16 protein-coding genes are annotated in these 19,767 nt (G+C 50.0%); 4 read left to right on the forward strand and 12 right to left on the reverse strand.

Annotated features, from left to right (window positions below; all coding sequences use genetic code 11):
• Positions 1-292: 292 nt before the first annotated feature.
• The 11 genes from PBN151_RS11775 to cls form a co-directional block, all read right to left on the reverse strand.
• Positions 293-1,120 (reverse strand): energy-coupling factor transporter transmembrane component T family protein, encoded by an 828-nt coding sequence (locus PBN151_RS11775; RefSeq protein WP_072729082.1) that lies wholly within the window; start codon positions 1,118-1,120, stop codon positions 293-295.
• Entirely contained in the window at positions 1,113-2,825 is a 1,713-nt protein-coding gene (locus PBN151_RS11780; protein ID WP_072729083.1) for an ABC transporter ATP-binding protein, read from the reverse strand. Before PBN151_RS11780 ends, PBN151_RS11775 begins: the two co-directional genes overlap by 8 nt.
• A gap of 38 nt (positions 2,826-2,863) precedes the next feature.
• Positions 2,864-3,427 carry an ECF-type riboflavin transporter substrate-binding protein gene (locus PBN151_RS11785; RefSeq protein WP_072729084.1) on the reverse strand — a complete coding sequence of 188 codons (564 nt, stop codon included), beginning with the start codon at positions 3,425-3,427 and terminating at the stop codon, positions 2,864-2,866.
• 302 nt (positions 3,428-3,729) lie between these two features.
• Entirely contained in the window at positions 3,730-4,782 is a 1,053-nt protein-coding gene (gene fni, locus PBN151_RS11790) for a type 2 isopentenyl-diphosphate Delta-isomerase (RefSeq protein ID WP_021257201.1), read from the reverse strand.
• A gap of 88 nt (positions 4,783-4,870) precedes the next feature.
• Entirely contained in the window at positions 4,871-5,761 is an 891-nt protein-coding gene (gene sdaAA, locus PBN151_RS11795; RefSeq protein WP_072729085.1) for an L-serine ammonia-lyase, iron-sulfur-dependent, subunit alpha, read from the reverse strand.
• Between the two features lie 27 nt (positions 5,762-5,788).
• On the reverse strand, positions 5,789-6,451 hold the full coding sequence (gene sdaAB, locus PBN151_RS11800; protein ID WP_021257203.1) for an L-serine ammonia-lyase, iron-sulfur-dependent subunit beta: 663 nt from the start codon (positions 6,449-6,451) through the stop codon (positions 5,789-5,791).
• A 423-nt stretch (positions 6,452-6,874) separates the two neighbouring features.
• Positions 6,875-7,813, reverse strand: a complete 939-nt coding sequence (gene rocF / locus PBN151_RS11805) for an arginase (protein ID WP_083545111.1) — start codon at positions 7,811-7,813, stop codon at positions 6,875-6,877.
• Positions 7,814-7,973: 160 nt separating this feature from the next.
• The gene (locus tag PBN151_RS11810; RefSeq protein ID WP_072729086.1) at positions 7,974-9,182 is read right to left on the reverse strand and encodes an ornithine--oxo-acid transaminase; all 1,209 of its coding nucleotides are present in this window, start codon (positions 9,180-9,182) and stop codon (positions 7,974-7,976) included.
• A 161-nt stretch (positions 9,183-9,343) separates the two neighbouring features.
• Positions 9,344-10,561, reverse strand: a complete 1,218-nt coding sequence (locus PBN151_RS11815) for an MFS transporter (protein ID WP_072729087.1) — start codon at positions 10,559-10,561, stop codon at positions 9,344-9,346.
• Between the two features lie 156 nt (positions 10,562-10,717).
• Positions 10,718-11,572 (reverse strand): ABC transporter ATP-binding protein, encoded by an 855-nt coding sequence (locus tag PBN151_RS11820; RefSeq protein WP_072729088.1) that lies wholly within the window; start codon positions 11,570-11,572, stop codon positions 10,718-10,720.
• A gap of 121 nt (positions 11,573-11,693) precedes the next feature.
• Positions 11,694-13,205 (reverse strand): cardiolipin synthase, encoded by a 1,512-nt coding sequence (gene cls, locus PBN151_RS11825; RefSeq protein WP_021257208.1) that lies wholly within the window; start codon positions 13,203-13,205, stop codon positions 11,694-11,696.
• 244 nt (positions 13,206-13,449) lie between these two features.
• Here cls and PBN151_RS11830 point away from each other — a divergent pair, with 244 nt between their 5' ends.
• A complete protein-coding gene (locus PBN151_RS11830; RefSeq protein WP_021257209.1) occupies positions 13,450-14,034 on the forward strand; it encodes a TetR/AcrR family transcriptional regulator in 585 nt (194 codons plus the stop codon).
• Positions 14,035-14,131: 97 nt separating this feature from the next.
• On the opposite strand, the gene PBN151_RS11835 is transcribed toward PBN151_RS11830, so the two are convergent.
• Positions 14,132-14,812, reverse strand: a complete 681-nt coding sequence (locus PBN151_RS11835; protein WP_021257210.1) for a TorD/DmsD family molecular chaperone — start codon at positions 14,810-14,812, stop codon at positions 14,132-14,134.
• A 322-nt stretch (positions 14,813-15,134) separates the two neighbouring features.
• On the opposite strand from PBN151_RS11835, the gene PBN151_RS11840 reads away from it, so the two are divergent.
• From PBN151_RS11840 to PBN151_RS11850, 3 genes are all read left to right on the forward strand, one after another.
• Positions 15,135-15,875, forward strand: coding sequence for a hypothetical protein (locus PBN151_RS11840; protein WP_072729089.1), 741 nt, complete (start codon positions 15,135-15,137; stop codon positions 15,873-15,875).
• 102 nt (positions 15,876-15,977) lie between these two features.
• Entirely contained in the window at positions 15,978-16,937 is a 960-nt protein-coding gene (locus PBN151_RS11845) for an AraC family transcriptional regulator (protein WP_072729090.1), read from the forward strand.
• A gap of 206 nt (positions 16,938-17,143) precedes the next feature.
• Positions 17,144-19,711 (forward strand): glycoside hydrolase family 38 N-terminal domain-containing protein, encoded by a 2,568-nt coding sequence (locus tag PBN151_RS11850; protein WP_227774592.1) that lies wholly within the window; start codon positions 17,144-17,146, stop codon positions 19,709-19,711.
• Positions 19,712-19,767 lie beyond the last annotated feature (56 nt).

Here is a 19,767-nt window from a genome sequence, read left to right on the forward strand (position 1 = left end):
TTCCGTATTCTCCCCTTTTCCAATATCGTCCTTATTGAGATGGTATGTCTCACACCACCCTTTCATACCATAACCTTGCTCTAGCAAGAGAGTGTTAATTCCATATAAATGTTTTGTTAATGATAGATTCTCAAGTAGATTCCTACGATTCCATTGATTCCATGATCCGGTATCAAAAAAAGAAAACACCCTCCCAGGTGTCCCAGATAGTCATGCACAGCATCATGCATGCTCTATCCTAGAGGAACCCAAGAGGGTGTATATACATTACGATTCCTTCGTTACGAATTCGTTAAAATGGATACCAAAATGTCCCGAACCCTTGCACTCGCCATATAATCGCTGCAGCAAGCACGAGTATGCTGACGATGACCACGATATAATCCTCACGATGCCACTCCGTCGACGAGAACCACGTACGCTTCGAATGCTTCCCGAAACCGCGCAAGTCCATTGCATTCGATATTGTCTCAATGCGATGCAGCGAGGAGAGTACGAGCGGTGTCGTAATGGATACAAAATGCTTAAGCCGCTGCACAATCGTGCCCTCGCCCTTGCCGAATCCAAGTCCACGCGCCTGCATGGCATTCGAGATATGCCGGAATTCCGCCTGCAAATCTGGAATATAGCGAAATGCGATACTGAACGCGTAGGCGATTTTGTAAGGAACGCCGATTCGATTCAAGCTGCTCGCCATCCGTGTCGGATGCGTCGTATAGATGAACAAGACGGTTATCGGCATAAGAGACATATACTTCATGGACAATGTAAATACATAGATAACGGTCTCCAATGTCAATACGTTGTAGCCCATATCGAGAAGCACAGTAGTCGTACCTGTCAATGTACTGCCATAAGCCGGTGTAATTAATAAACTGAATAAAGAATTGAATATATTAAATACGATCATCAGCCAGACGAGCAGCCGAATTCGCTTCCATGGCAACTGCGCATTGATAAGAAGGACAAGACCAATCCCAAACAGGGGCACGAAAATTCGCAAATCCTGAAATAAAAATACGATTACGGTCCACACAGCCAGCACAAGCATCTTCGCTGCTCCATCCATACGATGGAACAGCGTATCCCGTTCAATATAGAGCATACCTGATTTACTCATGATGCTTCACCCGCTTCTCGTGGTCGATGAATTTGCGCACAAGCGCCTCCGGCTCGCACACGCCAGTCAGACGGGCAAGCGTGCCAAGTGAAGTCTCCTTCACATTGGCTCGTTCAATCGCCTCCATATGGGTCAGCACATGAGCGGTATCGCCAATTGCAATCAGCTCCCCATTGCATAATACAGCTGCACGCTCCGTATATTCCAAAGCTAAGTGCATATCATGGGTAATGAACAGGAAGGACATACCGCTGTTCGCCAGCTCAGAAATAAAACTCATAAACTCCGTATAGTGCTTATGATCTTGACCTGCTGTCGGCTCGTCCAGAATCATAAGATTCGGCTTCATTGCTAAAATCGAAGCAATGGTCACCCGCTTCTTCTGTCCATAACTGAGCGCAGATACCGGCCATTCCCGATATCCGTATAGACCGCATATACGCAGTGTCTCCTCAACGCGCGCCATGACCTCTTCTTCCTTCATGCCTCGCATGCGCAGTCCGAAGGCCACTTCTTCACGAATCATAGGCTGTGTAATCATGTGGTTCGGGTTCTGCATCACATATCCGATATGTCCGCCCCTTTTCCGAATCGACCACGAGCGGATATCTTCCCCATTCAGCTTGATCGTGCCCGCCGTCGGCGCAGCTATTCCCGTCAACAAATGCGATAGCGTGGACTTGCCTGCGCCATTGTTCCCGAGCAGTGCAATTCGCTCGCCAGCACCGATCGTCAGCGATACTCCCCGAATCACTTCCCGTTCGCCGTCATAAGAGAAGCGAATATTATCCATCTCCAGCATCGAAGTCCGTTCTGTCTGGCGAGAGGCAACTCCTTCCCCAGCGACCCAATCGGATAGGCATTCCCTTGCCTCATCATTGTTGCTAATCGCAAGTAGAGAAGAAGGCTTGTCCTCAGGCTTGCATACATAGCCAGCGTATTTCAGCGCAGAGACATATAAGGGCTCTCTTAATCCATGCTGCTGCATGATCGAAGAAGCCAGCATCTCATCAGGCGTTCCGATCTGAACAATACGACCTTCTGACATGAGGACAATGCGATCAACATGCTGCTCCAGTACATCCTCAATCCGATGCTCAATAATAATAATCGTCTTATTTGTCTCGCTATGAATATGATCCATCAACTCGATGGCCTGCTTGCCGCTTGCCGGATCCAGGTTCGCAAGCGGCTCATCGAACAGCAAAATATCCGCATCCATCGACAGCACACCAGCCAGCGACACACGCTGCTTCTGACCGCCCGACAGTTCATGCGGACTATGATCGATATAAGGAAGCATGTCCACGACTTCCAATGCCTTCGTCACCTTAGGCTTCATATCCGCCGTTTTCATGCAATCATTTTCAAAAGCGAACGCTACGTCTTCCCCTACCGACAGACCAATGAACTGTCCATCCTGATCCTGCAGGATCGTCCCAACGCTGCGGCTAATCTCAAAAATGCTAAGCTCTGAGGGACGCTTCCCCTTAAGCGTGTACTCTCCCGTTATCGTTCCACTGTACGTAAAAGGAATTAGCCCATTCATACAATGGGCCAAAGTCGATTTGCCGCAGCCGCTTGGGCCGGCAATTAATATTTTTTCTCCTGGGTAAATATCCAGGTTCACATTTCGCAATGTCGGTTCGGACAAACTGCGGTATTGAAAGCTAAAATCTCGAAACGAGATAAGCGGTTCTTTCATTGAATCTGTAGCTCCTGTCTTCAAACTTGGGCGCTGCATTATTTCTGCACTCGCAGATTCGAGTTGTTGCGATTCATTTGAAGTAGTGCCAGCACAGCCAACAATCCAAGCACCAAGTGAACGCCAATATTCGCCAGCGTGGAAGCCGTGAACTGTACCCACATCTTATCTGCCGGCTCTCCGAACAAATACACATCTAAAATACTGGACACACCAAAGCCAACAGCAAGCGCAAGCGATCCGGTTATCGCCAATGCTACAATGCTGCCCTTCGAGGAGCGTCCTTCCTTAATGTTGAATGACGAATTCAAATACACAAGTCCCATCCCAAAGCCGGAAATAGCCGACCCGAGCACCCATGTCCACCAGATTGTTCCGCCGCCCCAAGTCAAATCAGTAATGATATGCCCGATGGCTCCACTCAAAAGTCCAACGATCGGTCCAAACATGGCACCGAAGATGGTCAGAATGGCAATTGCCGGACGCAATCCGGTCTGCGGCACTAACGGAATAGTGACTGTGCTTAGCAAGCCGTACAATGCTGCCCCGATGCCGATGGCGACTACCGTTTTGGTGTTAAAGTCGAAAATTGATTGCTTCATCCTTATGCAACCCTTCCTTCTCACTCAAAATAGGTATCGACGCTCGCCCGTTCGAGAGGTGGCCTCATCACGATTTATTAAATCCGAACGTTAGATTGTGATTCCAATCATAATATAAAGGATTTTCCATAGTATGGATACAGGTTTTATTTACCAAAACCGAGTTTTTCTAGCCTTTTGCACCGAAAACTAGGGATTATTGGGAGGAAACCATATATTTTATCTATAAAAGCAATAGATATAACGATATTATTCCGTTTATCCCGAATTATGCCGATCAGATATTCAATCCACGGTGACGATTACAGCAGCCGAACCAAACGTTCTGTATGACGCAGTTCTTGTATTGTACGCACCCCAATGCCGAACATGGCAATCCGCAGCTCAGCTTCCACCTGAGCCAGAACCTGATCAACCGCTTCTTCGGAATCTGCTGCTGCAGCAAGCAGTGAGCGCCCGAAACCAGCCACGTCGGCACCAAGAGCAATCGACTTGGCCGCATCGACTCCTGTATGTAATCCGCCGCTCGCGATAACAGGCTGATTCGGCAGCGCTTTGCGTACCTGCTGCACACTGACTGCGGTCGGAATGCCCCAATCGGCAAAGGCCTCCGCGGCACGCTGCATGACAGCATCGCGAGCACGCAGTTTCTCAACCTGGCTCCATGAGGTTCCACCCGCCCCTGCAACATCGATGAAGGCTACGCCTGCTTCCACAAGCTGCTTCGCTGTATCCGGCGCAATGCCCCAGCCAACCTCTTTCACGCCGACCGGCACGTCCAACTCGCGGCATAGCTGCTCGATACGGCGAAGCAGACCGGAGAAATTGACATCCCCCTCCGGCTGGAACACTTCCTGCATCGCATTCAAATGCAAAATAAGCCCGTCCGCCTCGACGAGCTCTACCGCACGGCGGCACTGCTCAATTCCCATCCCAACATTAAGCTGAACGGCACCAATATTGGAGTATAACGGAATGGTAGGGGCTAGGTCGCGGATGCGAAACGTACCCGCGACCTCGGGATTCTCCACCGCAGCGCGTACGGAGCCTACCCCCATCGCCCAGCCCCGGGCTTCAGCCACGGCAGCCAGCCTGCGATTGATTGGTGCCGCATGACTGCTTCCTCCAGTCATAGAGCTAATCAGCAGCGGTGTGCGAACTTCCTTGCCAAGCCATTCTGTCTTCAATTCGATCTCCCGAAAATCAACTTCGGGCAGTGCCTGATGGACGAAGCGATATTGCTCCAGCCCTGTTGTTATCCCTACTCCATTCACTGGTTGTTCGAGGCATATTCGAATATGCTCTGTCTTGCGCTGCTCGGTCAACGATGCCGAATCTGGCTGACGTTCCCGCATCGGCGCACCTCCTCACCTGATCGTATGTGCAGTTATGGCCTGTCAGCTACAGTTTGCAATTCTCCTTCATCCGCCGTTCAAGCCCCGATTAACCCTCTTCCTTCGGTTCTTCTGCACCGAAAATTTGCCGCTTCAATCGCTCTCCCGTTGGCGTAACCGCAAGCCCTCCGCGCGCCGTCTCCCGCATCGTCGATGGCATCGTCTGCCCAATGCGGAACATCGCCTCAATCACCTCATCGCACGGGATGACACTCTCTACACCCGCCAGTGCCATATCTGCTGCGACCATGGCAATCGCTGCGCCCATGGCATTTCGTTTCACACACGGCACTTCCACGAGACCTGCAACAGGATCGCAGACGAGCCCCAGCATGTTCTTCAGCGCAATTGCCATCGCATGCGCGGATTGCTTGGGGCTTCCCCCTGCCAATTCAGCAATGGCAGCCGCAGCCATCCCAGCTGCTGATCCGACTTCTGCCTGGCAGCCGCCAGCTGCTCCGCTGATCGATGCATTGTTCGCAACGACAAGTCCGAACGCTCCGGAGGTGAACAGGAATTCCACCATCTGCTCGCGGGTAGGATTTAATTTGTCCTTCAATGCGAACAAGGTACCCGGAACGACCCCCGCCGAACCCGCGGTCGGCGTGGCACAGATAAGCCCCATCGCAGCATTGACTTCATTCGTTGCGACCGCCTTGCTCACGGCATCCAGCAGCGTGTCCCCACAGAGGGACTGTCCAGATTGAATATATTGTTGAAGCTTTACCGCATCGCCGCCGGTCAGCCCAGAATGGGAACGAACGCCTGCTAAGCCGCGCTCAACTGCCTGCTCCATCACATCCAAGTTCCGCGTCATCTGCTCGATCACCTTCTCACGCGAGCATTGACGCATTTCCATTTCCTGCTCAATCATCACATCGGAGATTTTACATTGCCGTTCTTCAGTAATTGCGATTAATTCCGCCACATTGCGAAACATAACTGCTCCTCCTTCCTTCTATCGTATTTAGTCTTCCATTCGAAGCACACGATTTACTCCAGGGAGCTCTCGAATTTGCTGCAGGATTGGTTCGGCAATCGCCTCATCCGTCTCAATGACCATGAGCGCCATCTTCCCCTTCTCCTTGCGGCTTACTTCCATATGTCCGATATTCACCTGTTCTCCGCTCAAGATATTGGTCACACCTGCAATGACTCCATACCGGTCATGGTTCATAACGAGTATCGCAGGACACTGTCCAGAGAGCTTCAGACGGAACCCGTCCAGCTCTGTAATTTCAACCTTCCCGCCACCGATTGAGATTCCTGCAACCTCCATCTCATCGTGCTCGTCCGTCATCCGAATGCGGGCAGTGTTGGGATGCTCCGGTACAGCTTCCTCAGGTGTGATGATGACTTCCATTCCTGCGTCTTCTGCATATTTCAATGAGTCCGGCAATCTTGCATCGTTCGTATCGTAATCGAGCACGCCAGCAACAATGGCAACATCTGTCGCATGCCCCCGGTAAGTCTCAGCGAATGAGCCGTATAGGGAGATATGAACTCGCTTCGGCTGTCTGCCGAAAATACTTCGTGCCAATCGACCAATCTTTGCTGCTCCCGCTGTATGCGAGCTGGATGGCCCCACCATGATTGGGCCGATAATGTCAAATACACTGCGATATTTCATCGCGCTTCCCCCTTCGTCGACATCCCCTTCTCATCATGCACACGCTTGGTCACGATCTATCATTACATAGCTATTAGCGCACGAACAGCGTAGGATTGAGATGCAATAAGATCCGCTTCTGCTTCTTACCTATCTGCTAATGCGCTGCAATGCTGTCGTTATCATTCCGTGCTAGGATTAGGTTCCACTACCTTCTATATTGTACGCAATCACGGCAGCTTTCTCTACGGCTAAAACCATCCAATACCAGCTTATTCAAAACTCATCCTAGCAGGGCTATCGCCGGATGACAACCCTGCTTCGGAACAATAAAGGATCAGAATGTGGACACGAATTTGTTTATGATAATTTCTCTACATGCTGCCCTCACTTGGATGCCATCGTATAACTGTTCATGTCATGCGAAAACAATAGGGTCGAAGCCTATAGGATTCGATCTCCAAGCAGGGTGCCAATCAACTCCAGCGCGAGCCGTGCCGTGCGATTGTCTGTATCCAGCGAAGGATTCACCTCGACGAATTCAGCGGAAGTCACAATACCAGACTCATGCAGAAGTTCGAGCGCAAGATGGGCTTCCCGATAGCTTACCCCACCCCGTACCGGTGTACCCGTTCCCGGAGCCTCAACAGGATCCACACTATCTACATCGAAACTTAAATGAACCCCGTCTGTGCCATCACTGGCAATTCGGATGGCCTCCTTCATCACATGCAGCATGCCATAGCGATCAATATCATGCATCGTAAAACATGCAATTCCTTGCTCACGAATATAGGAGCGCTCGCCAGGATCTAAATCTCGGGAGCCAACAAGTACAATGTTCTTCGGATTTAGCGACTTGCCAGGCCAATTCCATTGACCTTCGGTCAAACTTGCTCGTCCCAGCGCCACAGCCAGTGACATTCCATGCACATTGCCTGACGGACTAGTCTCTTCTGTATTCAAGTCTGCATGTGCATCGAACCAGATCACACCTAATTGCTGATATTGCTGTGTCAGGCCTGCCAAGGTTCCAATGGCGATACTATGATCTCCGCCCAGCACCAGAGGGAAGCGTCCCGACTCTATAGATGCCTGTACCTGCTCGGACAAGGCGTCGCTCATCGCAATGACTTCATCAACATACTTGGCCTTGCGTACCGGGGCTGCGGTTGCTGCTGCCTCCGAATGTATAGCGGCAGCCGTACAGCCCACACGGCATTCCTCACCCACAGTAATCCCTAATTGATTGAGATGCCGCACCAGTCCAATCTGCATCAGGCATTCCGGTCCCAACTCCGCACCACGCCGTCCTGCCCCTAGACCGAATGGTACTTGAATAATAGATAATGGCATGTTCATCTGTCTGTCCTGTGCTGTCATACTGATCGCTCCCTTCGATATGACAATCCTGGAATATCCGTTCGAACTTCTACTTATTCACTGCGTCTATGATCATATCTATTACCTTCTCTAACTAAATAGGCATGACTTAAACCTTCTATCGAGTAAGCAGATTGCGATGTTGTCACCCTCTTGTTGTTCAAGCAATAATCGCCCCTGAGACCAGCACACTGCGAATACGCTCTACTGCCCAATCCAGCTGTTCCTCCGTGATGACCAGCGGCGGCGCAAAGCGAATGACCGTGCCATGCGTCTCCTTACAGAGCAGACCAAGACGCATAAGAGCCTCACAGTAGAGTCTGGCCCCCTCCGTTAGCTCCATGCCAATCAGCAGGCCACGACCACGAATTTCCTTCACAATCGGGCTGGATATGCTGGCGAGCTGTTTCTCGAAATATGCCCCGAGCCGTTCGGCGCGCTCTGCCAACTTTTCTTCGTCAAGTACGGTAAGCGCCGCTGAGGCCACCGCACAAGCTAGCGGATTGCCGCCGAAGGTTGAGCCATGCGAACCTGGCTCAAAGACGGATAAGATCGCTTCGTCTGCTGCTACAGCAGAAATCGGAAGCACACCTCCGCCAAGTGCCTTGCCCATAATGTACATGTCCGGTATCACTTGCTCCCAATCGCAGGCGAAGCGCTTGCCGGTGCGCCCGAATCCCGTCTGAATTTCATCTGCAATGAACAGCACATGATGACGGGTGCAAATCTCTCGCACCTTGCGCAAATACCCATCTGGCGGCATTACAATTCCATTCTCTCCTTGAATAGGTTCAACGAGGAATGCAGCCGTGTTCGGCGTAATTGCACCTTCCAGTGCCTCGGCATCGCCGTATGGAATGATCGTGAAGCCTGGTGTAAAGGGGCCGAAGTCTTCTTTGTATTCTTCACTGGAAGAGAATGAGGTAACGGTAATGGTACGACCATGAAAATTGCCACTGCATACGATAATATCCGCTTGGTCGCGTGGAATGCTCTTATGGCGATATGCCCAGCGTCGTGCCGCCTTGAGAGCAGTCTCAACTGCTTCAGCACCCGTATTCATAGGCAGTATCTTGGACTTGCCTGTATATGCTGCCAACTGTTCGCTCAGACGAGATAACGGTTCGCTATGGAAGGCGCGTGAGCACAGCGTCAATTGGTTCGCCTGATTCACAAGAGCTTCGATCAGCTTCGGATGGCGATGACCATGGTTCAAGGCAGAGTAAGCGCTTAACATATCCATGTATTGGCGCCCTTCTGGATCTTCAACCCACACTCCTTCTGCCTTCTCGATTACGACAGGAAGCGGATGATAGTTCCTCGCTCCGAATCGTTCCGCTGTCTGTATAATTTCCTCTGACCGTTTCATGTTCCGTCCTCCTCTGTCCTCAAAATCGATACTTCCCTACATCCTATTCCACAAGGGGTGTACACTCTCCTTTTCTCATACAGAAAAAGTTCCCATCATATTCCTTCTACGGAACATTTGGGAACCCTCCTGTACACAGCCCATTTACGAATATCTTACTTTCAAATCGCCGATTTCTCGGTGTCCTGCTTGCGCTTGGACGTCGAGCCAACGGTATGAGCCATTCCATACAAAAGGATAGCTAGCGATAGCACGCTGAAAATCAGTACCATGTAAGGCAAGCCTATCGTATCCAGACTGAACCCTGCCGCAAGAAGCACCACTTGAAACATGACCCGATCCAGCATCGTCCTGAATGAGAAGAATCGGCCATGCAGTTCTTTCGGAATCGACTTCTGAAAATACGTAGACAACAAGGGGAAGAAGAATCCAGCTGCAAAGCCAAAGAGTCCGAACGCCACAAGCGTCATCCATTTCACATGAGCGAAGAACAGCAGCCCTTGCGCAGCTGCGATAATGAAGGACAGCGCGAACAATTGCTTTAATAGATCGCGCTGACCGGATAAGCGTTTCACGAAGAATGCAGCCAGTATGAAGGCAACGCCTTCAGCTGCGTAGAGCCATCCCTTAATTTGCGTATCCTGATGCATTTCGCTAATATTAATGACCATCAAGTTGAAGCTCCCAATAAAGAATCCTGGAATAATCGATAGACAGAGCGCCATAAGAGCAACTGGCATCCCTTTGAGCATCGGGACAATCTCCTTAAATCCGCCGCCTTGCTTCTCTTTACGCTTCTGGCCGCGCTCTTCCTTAGCCTCCTCATCAATATCAAGGAAGTATGTGGAGACAAGCAGAAGTCCATAGGCGACGAGCGATGCCGTGTACAAGGCAGACAAACTCATGACAGACAGCATCATACCGGCTGCCACCGTTCCGATAATACGAGCAATCGTAGATGCGTTCATATGAACCCCGTTCAAAGCGATAAGATCTTTATCTTGAACGATAAGTGGAATGACCGATTGAAGCGCCGGAAAATAAAAGGCCGCGGATATTTGCAGACACACTGCAAATAGAATCATCCACCAGACCGAGCCTTGTGCAATGGCGAGAAACATGAAGCAGACACTTACCATCCGTCCGATACCCGCCCAGATAAGGACGCTCTTCTTGCGATGCGAATCGATCACTTTCCCTGCATATGGCCCAATGAGCACACCTGCGAGAAGGCCAGTGAATAAAATCAATGACTTCATAAAGTCTGATGGCACATAATGCTGCATAAATTCCAAATTCGCGATAATGGACGTCCAAAGCCCCAGGCCGGCGATAAATTCGCCACAGAGCACAATCCATACGTTACGATTACTCCACAAATGAATTTCCCTCCGATGATCATATGTCATAATTGCTAGTCCAAGCATATCAGTTGGAAAAAGAAGGGGCAATAAGGGTGCAAAAAAAGCCGTCTGGCAACGCCAAACAGCTTCTTAGATTTCTCCATCCACATCTTTCTAAAGTCCGTATTTCCTTTATACAGCGCTTGATTGCAGCATTGTGTTCGCTGCGCACTCATCCTTGCGTTCACAACGTTCGCCGCAGATGCGCCCTTTGCCGCGCGGCACGCACATCGGTGTACCAAACAGCGGATCATCGCATACGATGCACTCCATGCAGAATACGTCCCTCACCATATCGACCGTCAGCACATCTTCTGGAGCTCCCTGTGAATGAATGCCCTTATTGCGCACAGCTATAATATGATCGGCATAACGGCAAGCCAAGTTCAAATCATGAAGAACCATCACGATGGTACGGCCCTCATTCCGGTTCAAATCATACAATAAATCCAGTATCTCGATCTGATGGCTCAAGTCCAAATACGTTGTCGGCTCATCGAGCAGAACGATATCCGTATTCTGCGCAAGCGTCATGGCGATCCACGCCCGTTGTCGTTGACCGCCGGACAAGGCATCTACTGGCCGATCAGCCAATTCCTCAAGACCTGTCACCTTCAGCGCATGGCGTACAAGCTGCTCATCCTCTTCCGACCACTGCTTCAGCCAGGTCTGGTATGGATAACGTCCTTGCTTCACAAGCTGATGAACCGTCAACCCTTCTGGCGCTGTTGGCCCCTGAGGCAAGATCGCCATCTTACGCGCAACTTCCCTCGTTCTGGAACGATGAATATCTTTACCGTCCAGAAGAACCGTACCAAGCGTAGGTTTCAGCAAGCGGGCAAGGGAGCGAAGCAGCGTCGACTTGCCGCATCCGTTGCTTCCAATCAGCACCGTAATCTTGCCTTCAGGTATGCTTACCGTTAAATCTTCTATAATAGAGGTTTCCCCGTACGATAACGTAAGAGAGCGTGTGTTCAATACAGACATGATCGTTCCTCCCGCATTCCACAGATAATGAAAATCGTTCTCAAAAGGAGTTCTAACTAATCATGCCACAAACCACACATGGAGTCAATCTATTCCAACTACCACTATAGTCCACTTAGGCCTACAGCAGCGGTGAGAATAGACGTGCGGCCGATTCAAGAAAGCGCATGAACACTTTTTTGCGTGCGAACTGTTCTTCTACGATCGGTGCGGCCGACTGCAGATCAAGCTCGAACTCCTCTACGAGCTGCTGAACACTCTCTGTACGCATCAGCAGTGCATTCACCTCGAAGTTCAAGTGGAAGCTGCGCATATCCATATTGGCCGTTCCGATCGTCGCCATCTTTCCGTCCACAATAATGAGCTTCGAGTGCAGGAAGCCCTTCTCATATTCATAGATGCGAACCCCCGCCTCCATGAGTCCCGGGAAATAGGAGTGCGATGCCAGGAACGGCAGCCACTTATCCGGCTTAGCCGGGAACAGCAGCTTCACGTCCACACCAGACAATGCTGCTACACGCAAGGCTGTAAAGATATCCTCATCCGGAATAAAGTACGGCGTTGCGATCCAGATTGATTTCTTGGCCGAAGTCAGCATCGAGAAGAATACATTTTTCATTGTTTTGAATTCTTGATCGGGGCCACTTGCGATCATCTGAACCGCGCCTGAGGCCGACTCCGTTGGCTGTGGTGTCAAGTATTCTGGATCGTACAACTTACATCCTGTCGTATGGCACCAATCTTGTAGGAAAATGATCTGCATCGTCTTCACCGCTTCGCCTCGGACGATCATATGAGTATCGCGCCAGAAGCCATACGTCTTGCTGCGGCTTAAATACTCATCTCCTACATTCAATCCGCCGATAAAAGCGACGTTTCCGTCCACGACAACAATTTTGCGATGGTTCCGATAATTCACCCGATTCGAGAACAGCGGGAATTTCACAGCACCAAACACCGCCACCTCGACCCCGGCATTTCGCAGATCCGCCAAGAATGTCTTCGGCAGATGCATGCTTCCGACCGCATCCACCATGAAGCGAACCTTAACCCCAGCAGCTGCCTTATCAATCAGTATTCGCTTAAGCGATCGTCCGATGTCGTCATCCCGATAGATATAATACTCCATATGAATATGATGCTGCGCTTGGTTCAATTCCGTAATGAGCGCAGAGAACGTCTCTTCCCCATTGTTCAAAATCCGCGTATCGGAGCCGAAGGATATCGGGCTCTTACTAAGTCGGCTCGTCAGTCGCAGAAGCTGGCGCTCATCAGGATTGAAGGTAGCGAATACCTGCTCCCTTCGTGTCAGCGATTCATTATCAATGAAGGCATACCCCTGCCGATCCTGGACAGCCTTGCGGGCATAACGGCGCCGCTTGCGATAATTTTGACCAAATAGCATATAGAAAATAAATCCGACTACAGGAACGAGTGCCAGCACCAGAATCCATGCAACCGTGCTGGAAGGATGCCGATTTTCCATAAAAATAATAACGGCAAGCGTGATGACCGCGAGTGTCGTCATAATACTTAAGGATGTAGCGATGGTATGCCCGAACGTATCGTTTATGTATAGACCTAGCGTCATCAATAAGATCAGAAACAAACCTACCTGCAATGCTCTCCTCATCCGCATGCTCCCCCATCTCTAAATATCTGTATCTAACATGCTTCTATCCTTATACAGCATCCTACTATATAATCCTGCAATATGTCTTAATCAAGAGGTGAAGGAAGAACAATCCATATTGAATTACTATACCCGAATTCTCCGCTTTCAAATATGTCATTGACAACGATTTCAACCGTGTGACATAATTTCGTCGAACGAACGATAGGTAGTTATGGAACAGCGAAGAATGGAGGGTTTCCCTTTGACTGCCAACCGCATTCAACTTATCGCTCTATCCCATTTTGCCAAATATGGCTATGCCGGGACTTCCTTGTCCAAAGTTGCCGAGGAAGTCGGCATTAAGAAGCCATCTATTTATGCGCATTATAAGAGCAAGGAAGATCTGTTTTTGCACGTGCTGCAATCTGTATTTGTCGATGAGTTAAACTGGATCACGGACTTTTTCCACAAGCATGAGCATTTGCCGCTCTACGATCAGTTGAAGCTGCTGCTTGACTCCTACCGTCACCGGTACAGCCAGTATGATGTGCTCAAATTTATGCTGCGGGTCGCCTTCTTCCCGCCTCCATCGCTGCAAGAGCCTGTCCTTGAACGCATGCACTCCTTCATCGAGCGGCTGGAGAAGGGGCTCATCCCCCGCATGGCACAGGCGCTGCGCTCACAAGAAATTCACGGTGTTCATCCCGAGCAGGCAGCCAAGGCATTCATCTCGATATTGGACGGGCTGTTCGTACAGCTTCTGTACGGAGGCGTAAGCCGATTCGAGAGCAATCTTGAAGCCGCTTGGACGATCTATTGGCGCGGCATTACGTGCAAGTCCGTATAGAGAAGAAGGGACCTTTGTGTGGAAAGGTCCCTTGTCATATGCATAGATCTCGATTTCGTTCTATCTCACTGCATCAATATCGATACAGAATGTGCAACTATGCGATCTTCATCTGTTCTGCCCATGCGGCTTCTTTAGCGATGAACTCTCTTAGCAGCATTCCAATTGCCTTATAAATTGGATGTTCAGCATGCTGTGCCAAGTCCTCTGCGAAGCGTGGCGCCCAGCTCTTCAGATGATCCAACACGAATTCGCGCTGGCCATTCATATAACGCTCATAACGCTCTTTCGAGGCCACATTGTTCATCATCTTCTCGATGAGAACAGCCATGAATTCCAATTCTATGGAAATATGGTCGTCAGGCTCTCCGTTCATCTTCTTGAAATATAAACTGAATTCAGCATACATTTGCCGCACATCATGAGCGTATGACTTAGGCAACATTTGCTCGCTCGCACGATACATGGTCTCGCAAGGCGCTACAGGCAGCTGGCCTGAAGAGCCGAACAAGCGCAAATACTCGTCTCGCAGCGAGGAGTATACGGCGTACATTTCGTTAATCGACATGTTCGTGAGCATACTGCACAGCTTCTGGGCTCCTTCGGAACTGGATGACAACAACTTAAGCTCCTGCCCGTTCCGCCATGCCATGATGACATCTAGTGTTGGAACTTCTCCCAGGAAATCAGCCAGCAATTGATAAGCTGCCTTGCGCGTCTCCATTCGCTCCACGGTATCACCACTCCACTGTTCCAGCTGTTCTGCCGTTAACAACATCGTCCGTCCCCTCCATATGATGATTTCCAGCTTCCATCCATATTGTCCCATAACCGGACGATCAATTGCTGTGACGAATTGTGAACAACATGGCTGCTGAAAGCGTTATATGTGACACTTATGTGAATTCGAACTCAATTGCCCGGTAAATTGATACGATTCAACTGCATACATACTTTGTTCGTAAAACCGATTTATTTAGATACTAAAATACTGGTAAATTTTATTGTAACAAACGTCATACCAAAGAGACAGTTCCAATTGTTGCCTCACTTTACAGTTGATCTTCACATTTTCCAGGGAAGAAATCAGAGGAGAAACCATGAAAAAAACACGTAATAAAGGCTTTCTATTTGATCTTATTGTTGTAGCCTCCCTAGCATTGATTCTCATCATTATTTTCCTACTGGGAACAGGTAAAGAAAGAGAGACTCGCAGCCTGATTTCGAAGCTGGAAAATATAAGGCCAGAAACGACGATTGATTTGTCACAGAACGGTTATCAAATTATTGAAGGAAAAATGACAGCTGCGGCTCCAACAGGAGATTCCGATTACGTTCAGCCTGAATTTGCGCTGCTGCAAAGAGAAACTTACGTCCCCAACAAAAGGAGAAACAGAAACTATCCTAGTAATCCCGATGAGATTAACTACTGGCTCGCAAAAGATGCAGCCGTAGCTGGTTACCCGATTCGTTCTAATGAATGGTTGCTGCTGACTGGACATCTTATATTAAGACCAGCGATGGTGCATGGAGCGGAGATTCAAGATGAAATATACCTGATATGCAATGACGGAGTCTTTTCAAAAGAAAATAGATGTGCCTATCGAGGCATTCGGCCCGGCAGAAGCTCAATTATTGCCGTCCACGTGCAAGAGGGACAGCTCGTCCCGCTCAAGGAGAACAAAACCATTCTCGTCTCTACCGATCAAGCTACCCTGCTAGCACAGCTAGAGGAGGATGCTAATCAAACTCTTTCGTGGTATGTGGGGGCAGGTGTTTTCGCAATAATTTTCCTCTACGCCATTGGCAAGCATATCCTTTCGTCAAATAAGGAGGATTAAGAGAGATCAGGGCCATACTGCGAAGAATCAGAACTTCGCTACGCAGCTGCATTTCAACCAAGCATCATGTTAGACATACGTATGGTACACAAAGGAGTACATATGATGAATGCGAGTCCTATAGCATACAAAAAAGCAAATCATGCGCTCAATATATACGCCACCCAGATCGACTGCGGGCCTGTGCGCTATCGTGTCCATTACTGGGGCTTCATGCCCCAACATTACCATAACACGCTGCATCGACATTCTTTTTTTGAAATGTGCTACGTCATGGAAGGGAGCGGAGAATATATCGACGATGGCAAGCATTATCCGCTATCCTCAGGAACCGCCTTCTGTTCCCGACCTGGCATCTGGCATCAGATTCGCAGTGACGAGGGTCTTGCGCTATGTTACGTCGCCTTCGACATCATCGAATCAGATTCGGCAGATGCTTACGCTCGTGCCTATCAAGTACTGGCGCAAGATGCCGTCCCTGTTATTCCTTCAGCTGAGAAGTCAGCAACAGCAGCGCTGTGGGGCGCCCTGCTGTACATGTTCGATAACGCGAATGGGCAGGGACAAGCCGCTTACCCGATTGCGGTGCTGCAATCGACAGTTGGGGCACTGCTGTATTCGATGCTGCCGCTATTCGCGCCGCATTCCTACCAGCTCCCGGAAGTGTCCATAGGCGCCGCGAACATTTCTGTCGGCACGAATGATCTGTTCCGCAGAGCCTGTCTATACTTAGCGGATAACCTTAGTGAACCGCTGTCGCTTGAGATCGTGGCACAGCATTTGCACATTTCTCCCCGTCATCTATCCCGACTGTTCATGCAGCATGGCGGTCAGACGTTCGTCCATTATGTACAAGAACGGCGCATCCAATTGGCGAAGGAGCTTCTACTCGATACTGATGCAGCCATTAAGCATATCGCTGCGCAGTGTGGCTTCGAGTCGGTGCATTATTTTACAAGAGTATTCACTCAGCTGCTCGGAGTATCTCCTGCACGTTACCGTCGCCGTGATCTCCATCGCGCTCATCCCGATACAGATCCGAGTCAACGTCCGAACGCATAATGATGTCCGTATTTTACAAAAACAAAGCCAACCAGTCCAAATACAACCTTCCCACCATTCCTTACAATGAGGGCATACAGGAGAGAAGACAGGGGTACACAATCTCAGCTCTTCGCTGCCATGTCACTAACCTTCTGAAGCCGGAATGGAGCGGAAGGTTTCTTTCATTACTTGTTACCTAGCTGAAATGGAATTGGAGGCCTTACATGATGAACAACGAACAGCATATCGCGCGTGCGATAACCCCATCCCCGAAGCGGACTTGGACCATTTATGCGATACACCATTCCCATACGGACATCGGATATACGGAACGCCAGGAGAAGATCGAGCGTTATCACGTTGAATTTATTCGACAGGCGCTGAACATCGTACAGCAAGCATCGAACGGAACGAAGCCGGAATGGAAGGGATTTCGTTGGACCTGCGAGACATTTTGGGCAGTAGAACGGTTCTTGGAGCAAGCTTCGGAGCAGGAGCGCGAGCAATTCGCCGAGGCTGTACGCAGTGGCAGCATCGAGCTGTCCGGTACGTACTTGAACATGACCGAGCTGCCGGACTATTCCTTATTGCATAGCATTCATCGTAAAGCACAGACATACGCAGAGTCGATCGGGCAACATGTGGACTCAGCGATGACTGCTGACATTAACGGCTATGGATGGGGGTATGCCCAGAGCCTCCTCGACAATGGCATCAAGCATTTATTCAGCTGCATCCACACCCACCACGGCATGTTCGCACTTGGCCGCAAGCAAACGCCCTTCTGGTGGCAGGCGCCGAATGGCGAGAGATTGCTCGTCTGGAACGGAGAGCACTACATGTTCGGCAACGAGCTTGGCTTATGTCCCGGTGCACTCGGCAAGTATATGATCCAAGACGAATTCGATAACCAGTTAATCGATGCGCATCATGACGATATTGCACGCATCCGTATGCACCGTTATGTAAACCGGCTTGAGGAAGAAGGGTACCCCTATGACTTTGCACCGGTCATGCTGTCTGGTTTAGGCACAGACAATGCTGCACCCAACGGCCGAATTATGGAATTCATTCGCGACTGGAATGCCCAATACGGCGATACAATTCGCATTGAGATGACGACGCTTCATGATTTCTTTGCTAGATTGAAGCAGGAAGATGTAGACCAATTACCGGTCTATACAGGAGATTGGCCGGATTGGTGGTCTGACGGCGTCAGCTCAACTGCCATGCATACACAGCTGTTCCGTGACGCACAGCGCACACTGCGCAAGATGAAGCGCCTCGATCCTAAGGCTAGCATCGTGGACATCTCGAAGCTGAATCAAGTCGAGCAAGCACTTGTCATGTATGCGGAACATACATGGGGCTACCACTCCTCCATCTATGAGCCATGGCACCCGAACGTACAGCTGCTCGAAGTACGCAAGCAGGCCTATGCAGCCGAAGCCAGCCGCCTCGCGCACCAAGCGCTGGATCAGGTGCTGTTCGCGCAAGGTGCTGCACCTCTATATCCTGAGCGTCCATTCCGCTATCGCATTGTGAACACGGAGCTTGCACCCGCTGCCAAGCTTGTCACCCTATCCTTGGACGGATGGGAGCCTGCTCTATTCGAAGGTGGATTGGAAGTCGTACATGAAGGAACCGGGAATGTGCTTCCGCACCAGTCCCCTCACCCACAGTCCGTTGTCGTTCAAGTCACGCTCGGTCCAGGTGAAGAGTGCTTCCTGAACCTTCGTAAGGCATCAGCTCGCCCTACAAATCTGACAACATCCAATACCCGCCTGATGGGAAGTGATCGAGTCTATGATATGGAGGACTTGCATGCAGAAGAGTCTGCACATGGTCCTATTCGTATTGCTCAGCATTCGATTGAATCACCCTATGTACGGATTGAATGGAAGGAAAACGAGGGCATTATCTCTTGGATCGATAAACAAACGGGATGCGAAATGCTGGCAGCCAATCGCGAGCACGGTGCATTCACACCCATTTACGAGGTCACTCCGGCTGCTGATTCAAGCGATCAGAGCCAAGTCTGGGCTGTTCGCAGCCGGATGGGACGCAATCGCAAGGGTATAAACGTAGAGCGAAGCACCGGTCGCCTCGTCCGTGCACGTCCAATCGAGAATGGTCCGTTATATGCGACAATAGAGCTGACTTACGTGATCGAAGGAATGAGCTATTACGCACTATTCCTGAAGGTACATGCTGCATCGAATCGGGTCGAGATATCTGTTCGGCTTCACAAAGACAGCGTATGGCTTCCCGAGAACGTATATGTCGCACTGCCGTTCACGACTGGCGAACATCACAAAGATACCTTGTATGTAGAGAAAGCAGGAGCCATCGTACGTCCATGGATCGATCAGCTGCCAGGCACGTGCCTGGATTATACGTGCATTCAAGAAGGTCTGGCATGGTGCAATCATACGCATGCATCGCATCCTAATTCAGCTGATCCTAGCGATAAACCTCCAGTGACAGACTATACAGGTTCACAGTCCGAAGAGCTTACACTGCTTCTCGCTATGCCCGATACACCGCTGCTGCAACTGGGATCGCTTGAGCATGGCCGCAGACTTGTTCATACCCAGCAGTCGCTGGACGCTAAGCCGTCTACCTATGCTTGGTTAATGACGAACTATTGGGAAACGAATTTCAAAGCCACACTCGGAGGTTTCTACGAATTCTGTTATGCTGTGGAATTGCGTCATGATGTAAGCGCAGCGCAATTGTCCAATGAAATTTCTACGCTTGCCACATCGTTTACTGTCGCTCGCATGAGTTAAGGCTGCCGCATCTTTCAAAGTGCAGTATCATCCGCCCCCTGATGTCCGCTCCCATC

It is taken from the genome of Paenibacillus sp. NAIST15-1, assembly GCF_001894745.1.
GTDB lineage: Bacteria > Bacillota > Bacilli > Paenibacillales > Paenibacillaceae > Paenibacillus_B > Paenibacillus_B suaedae.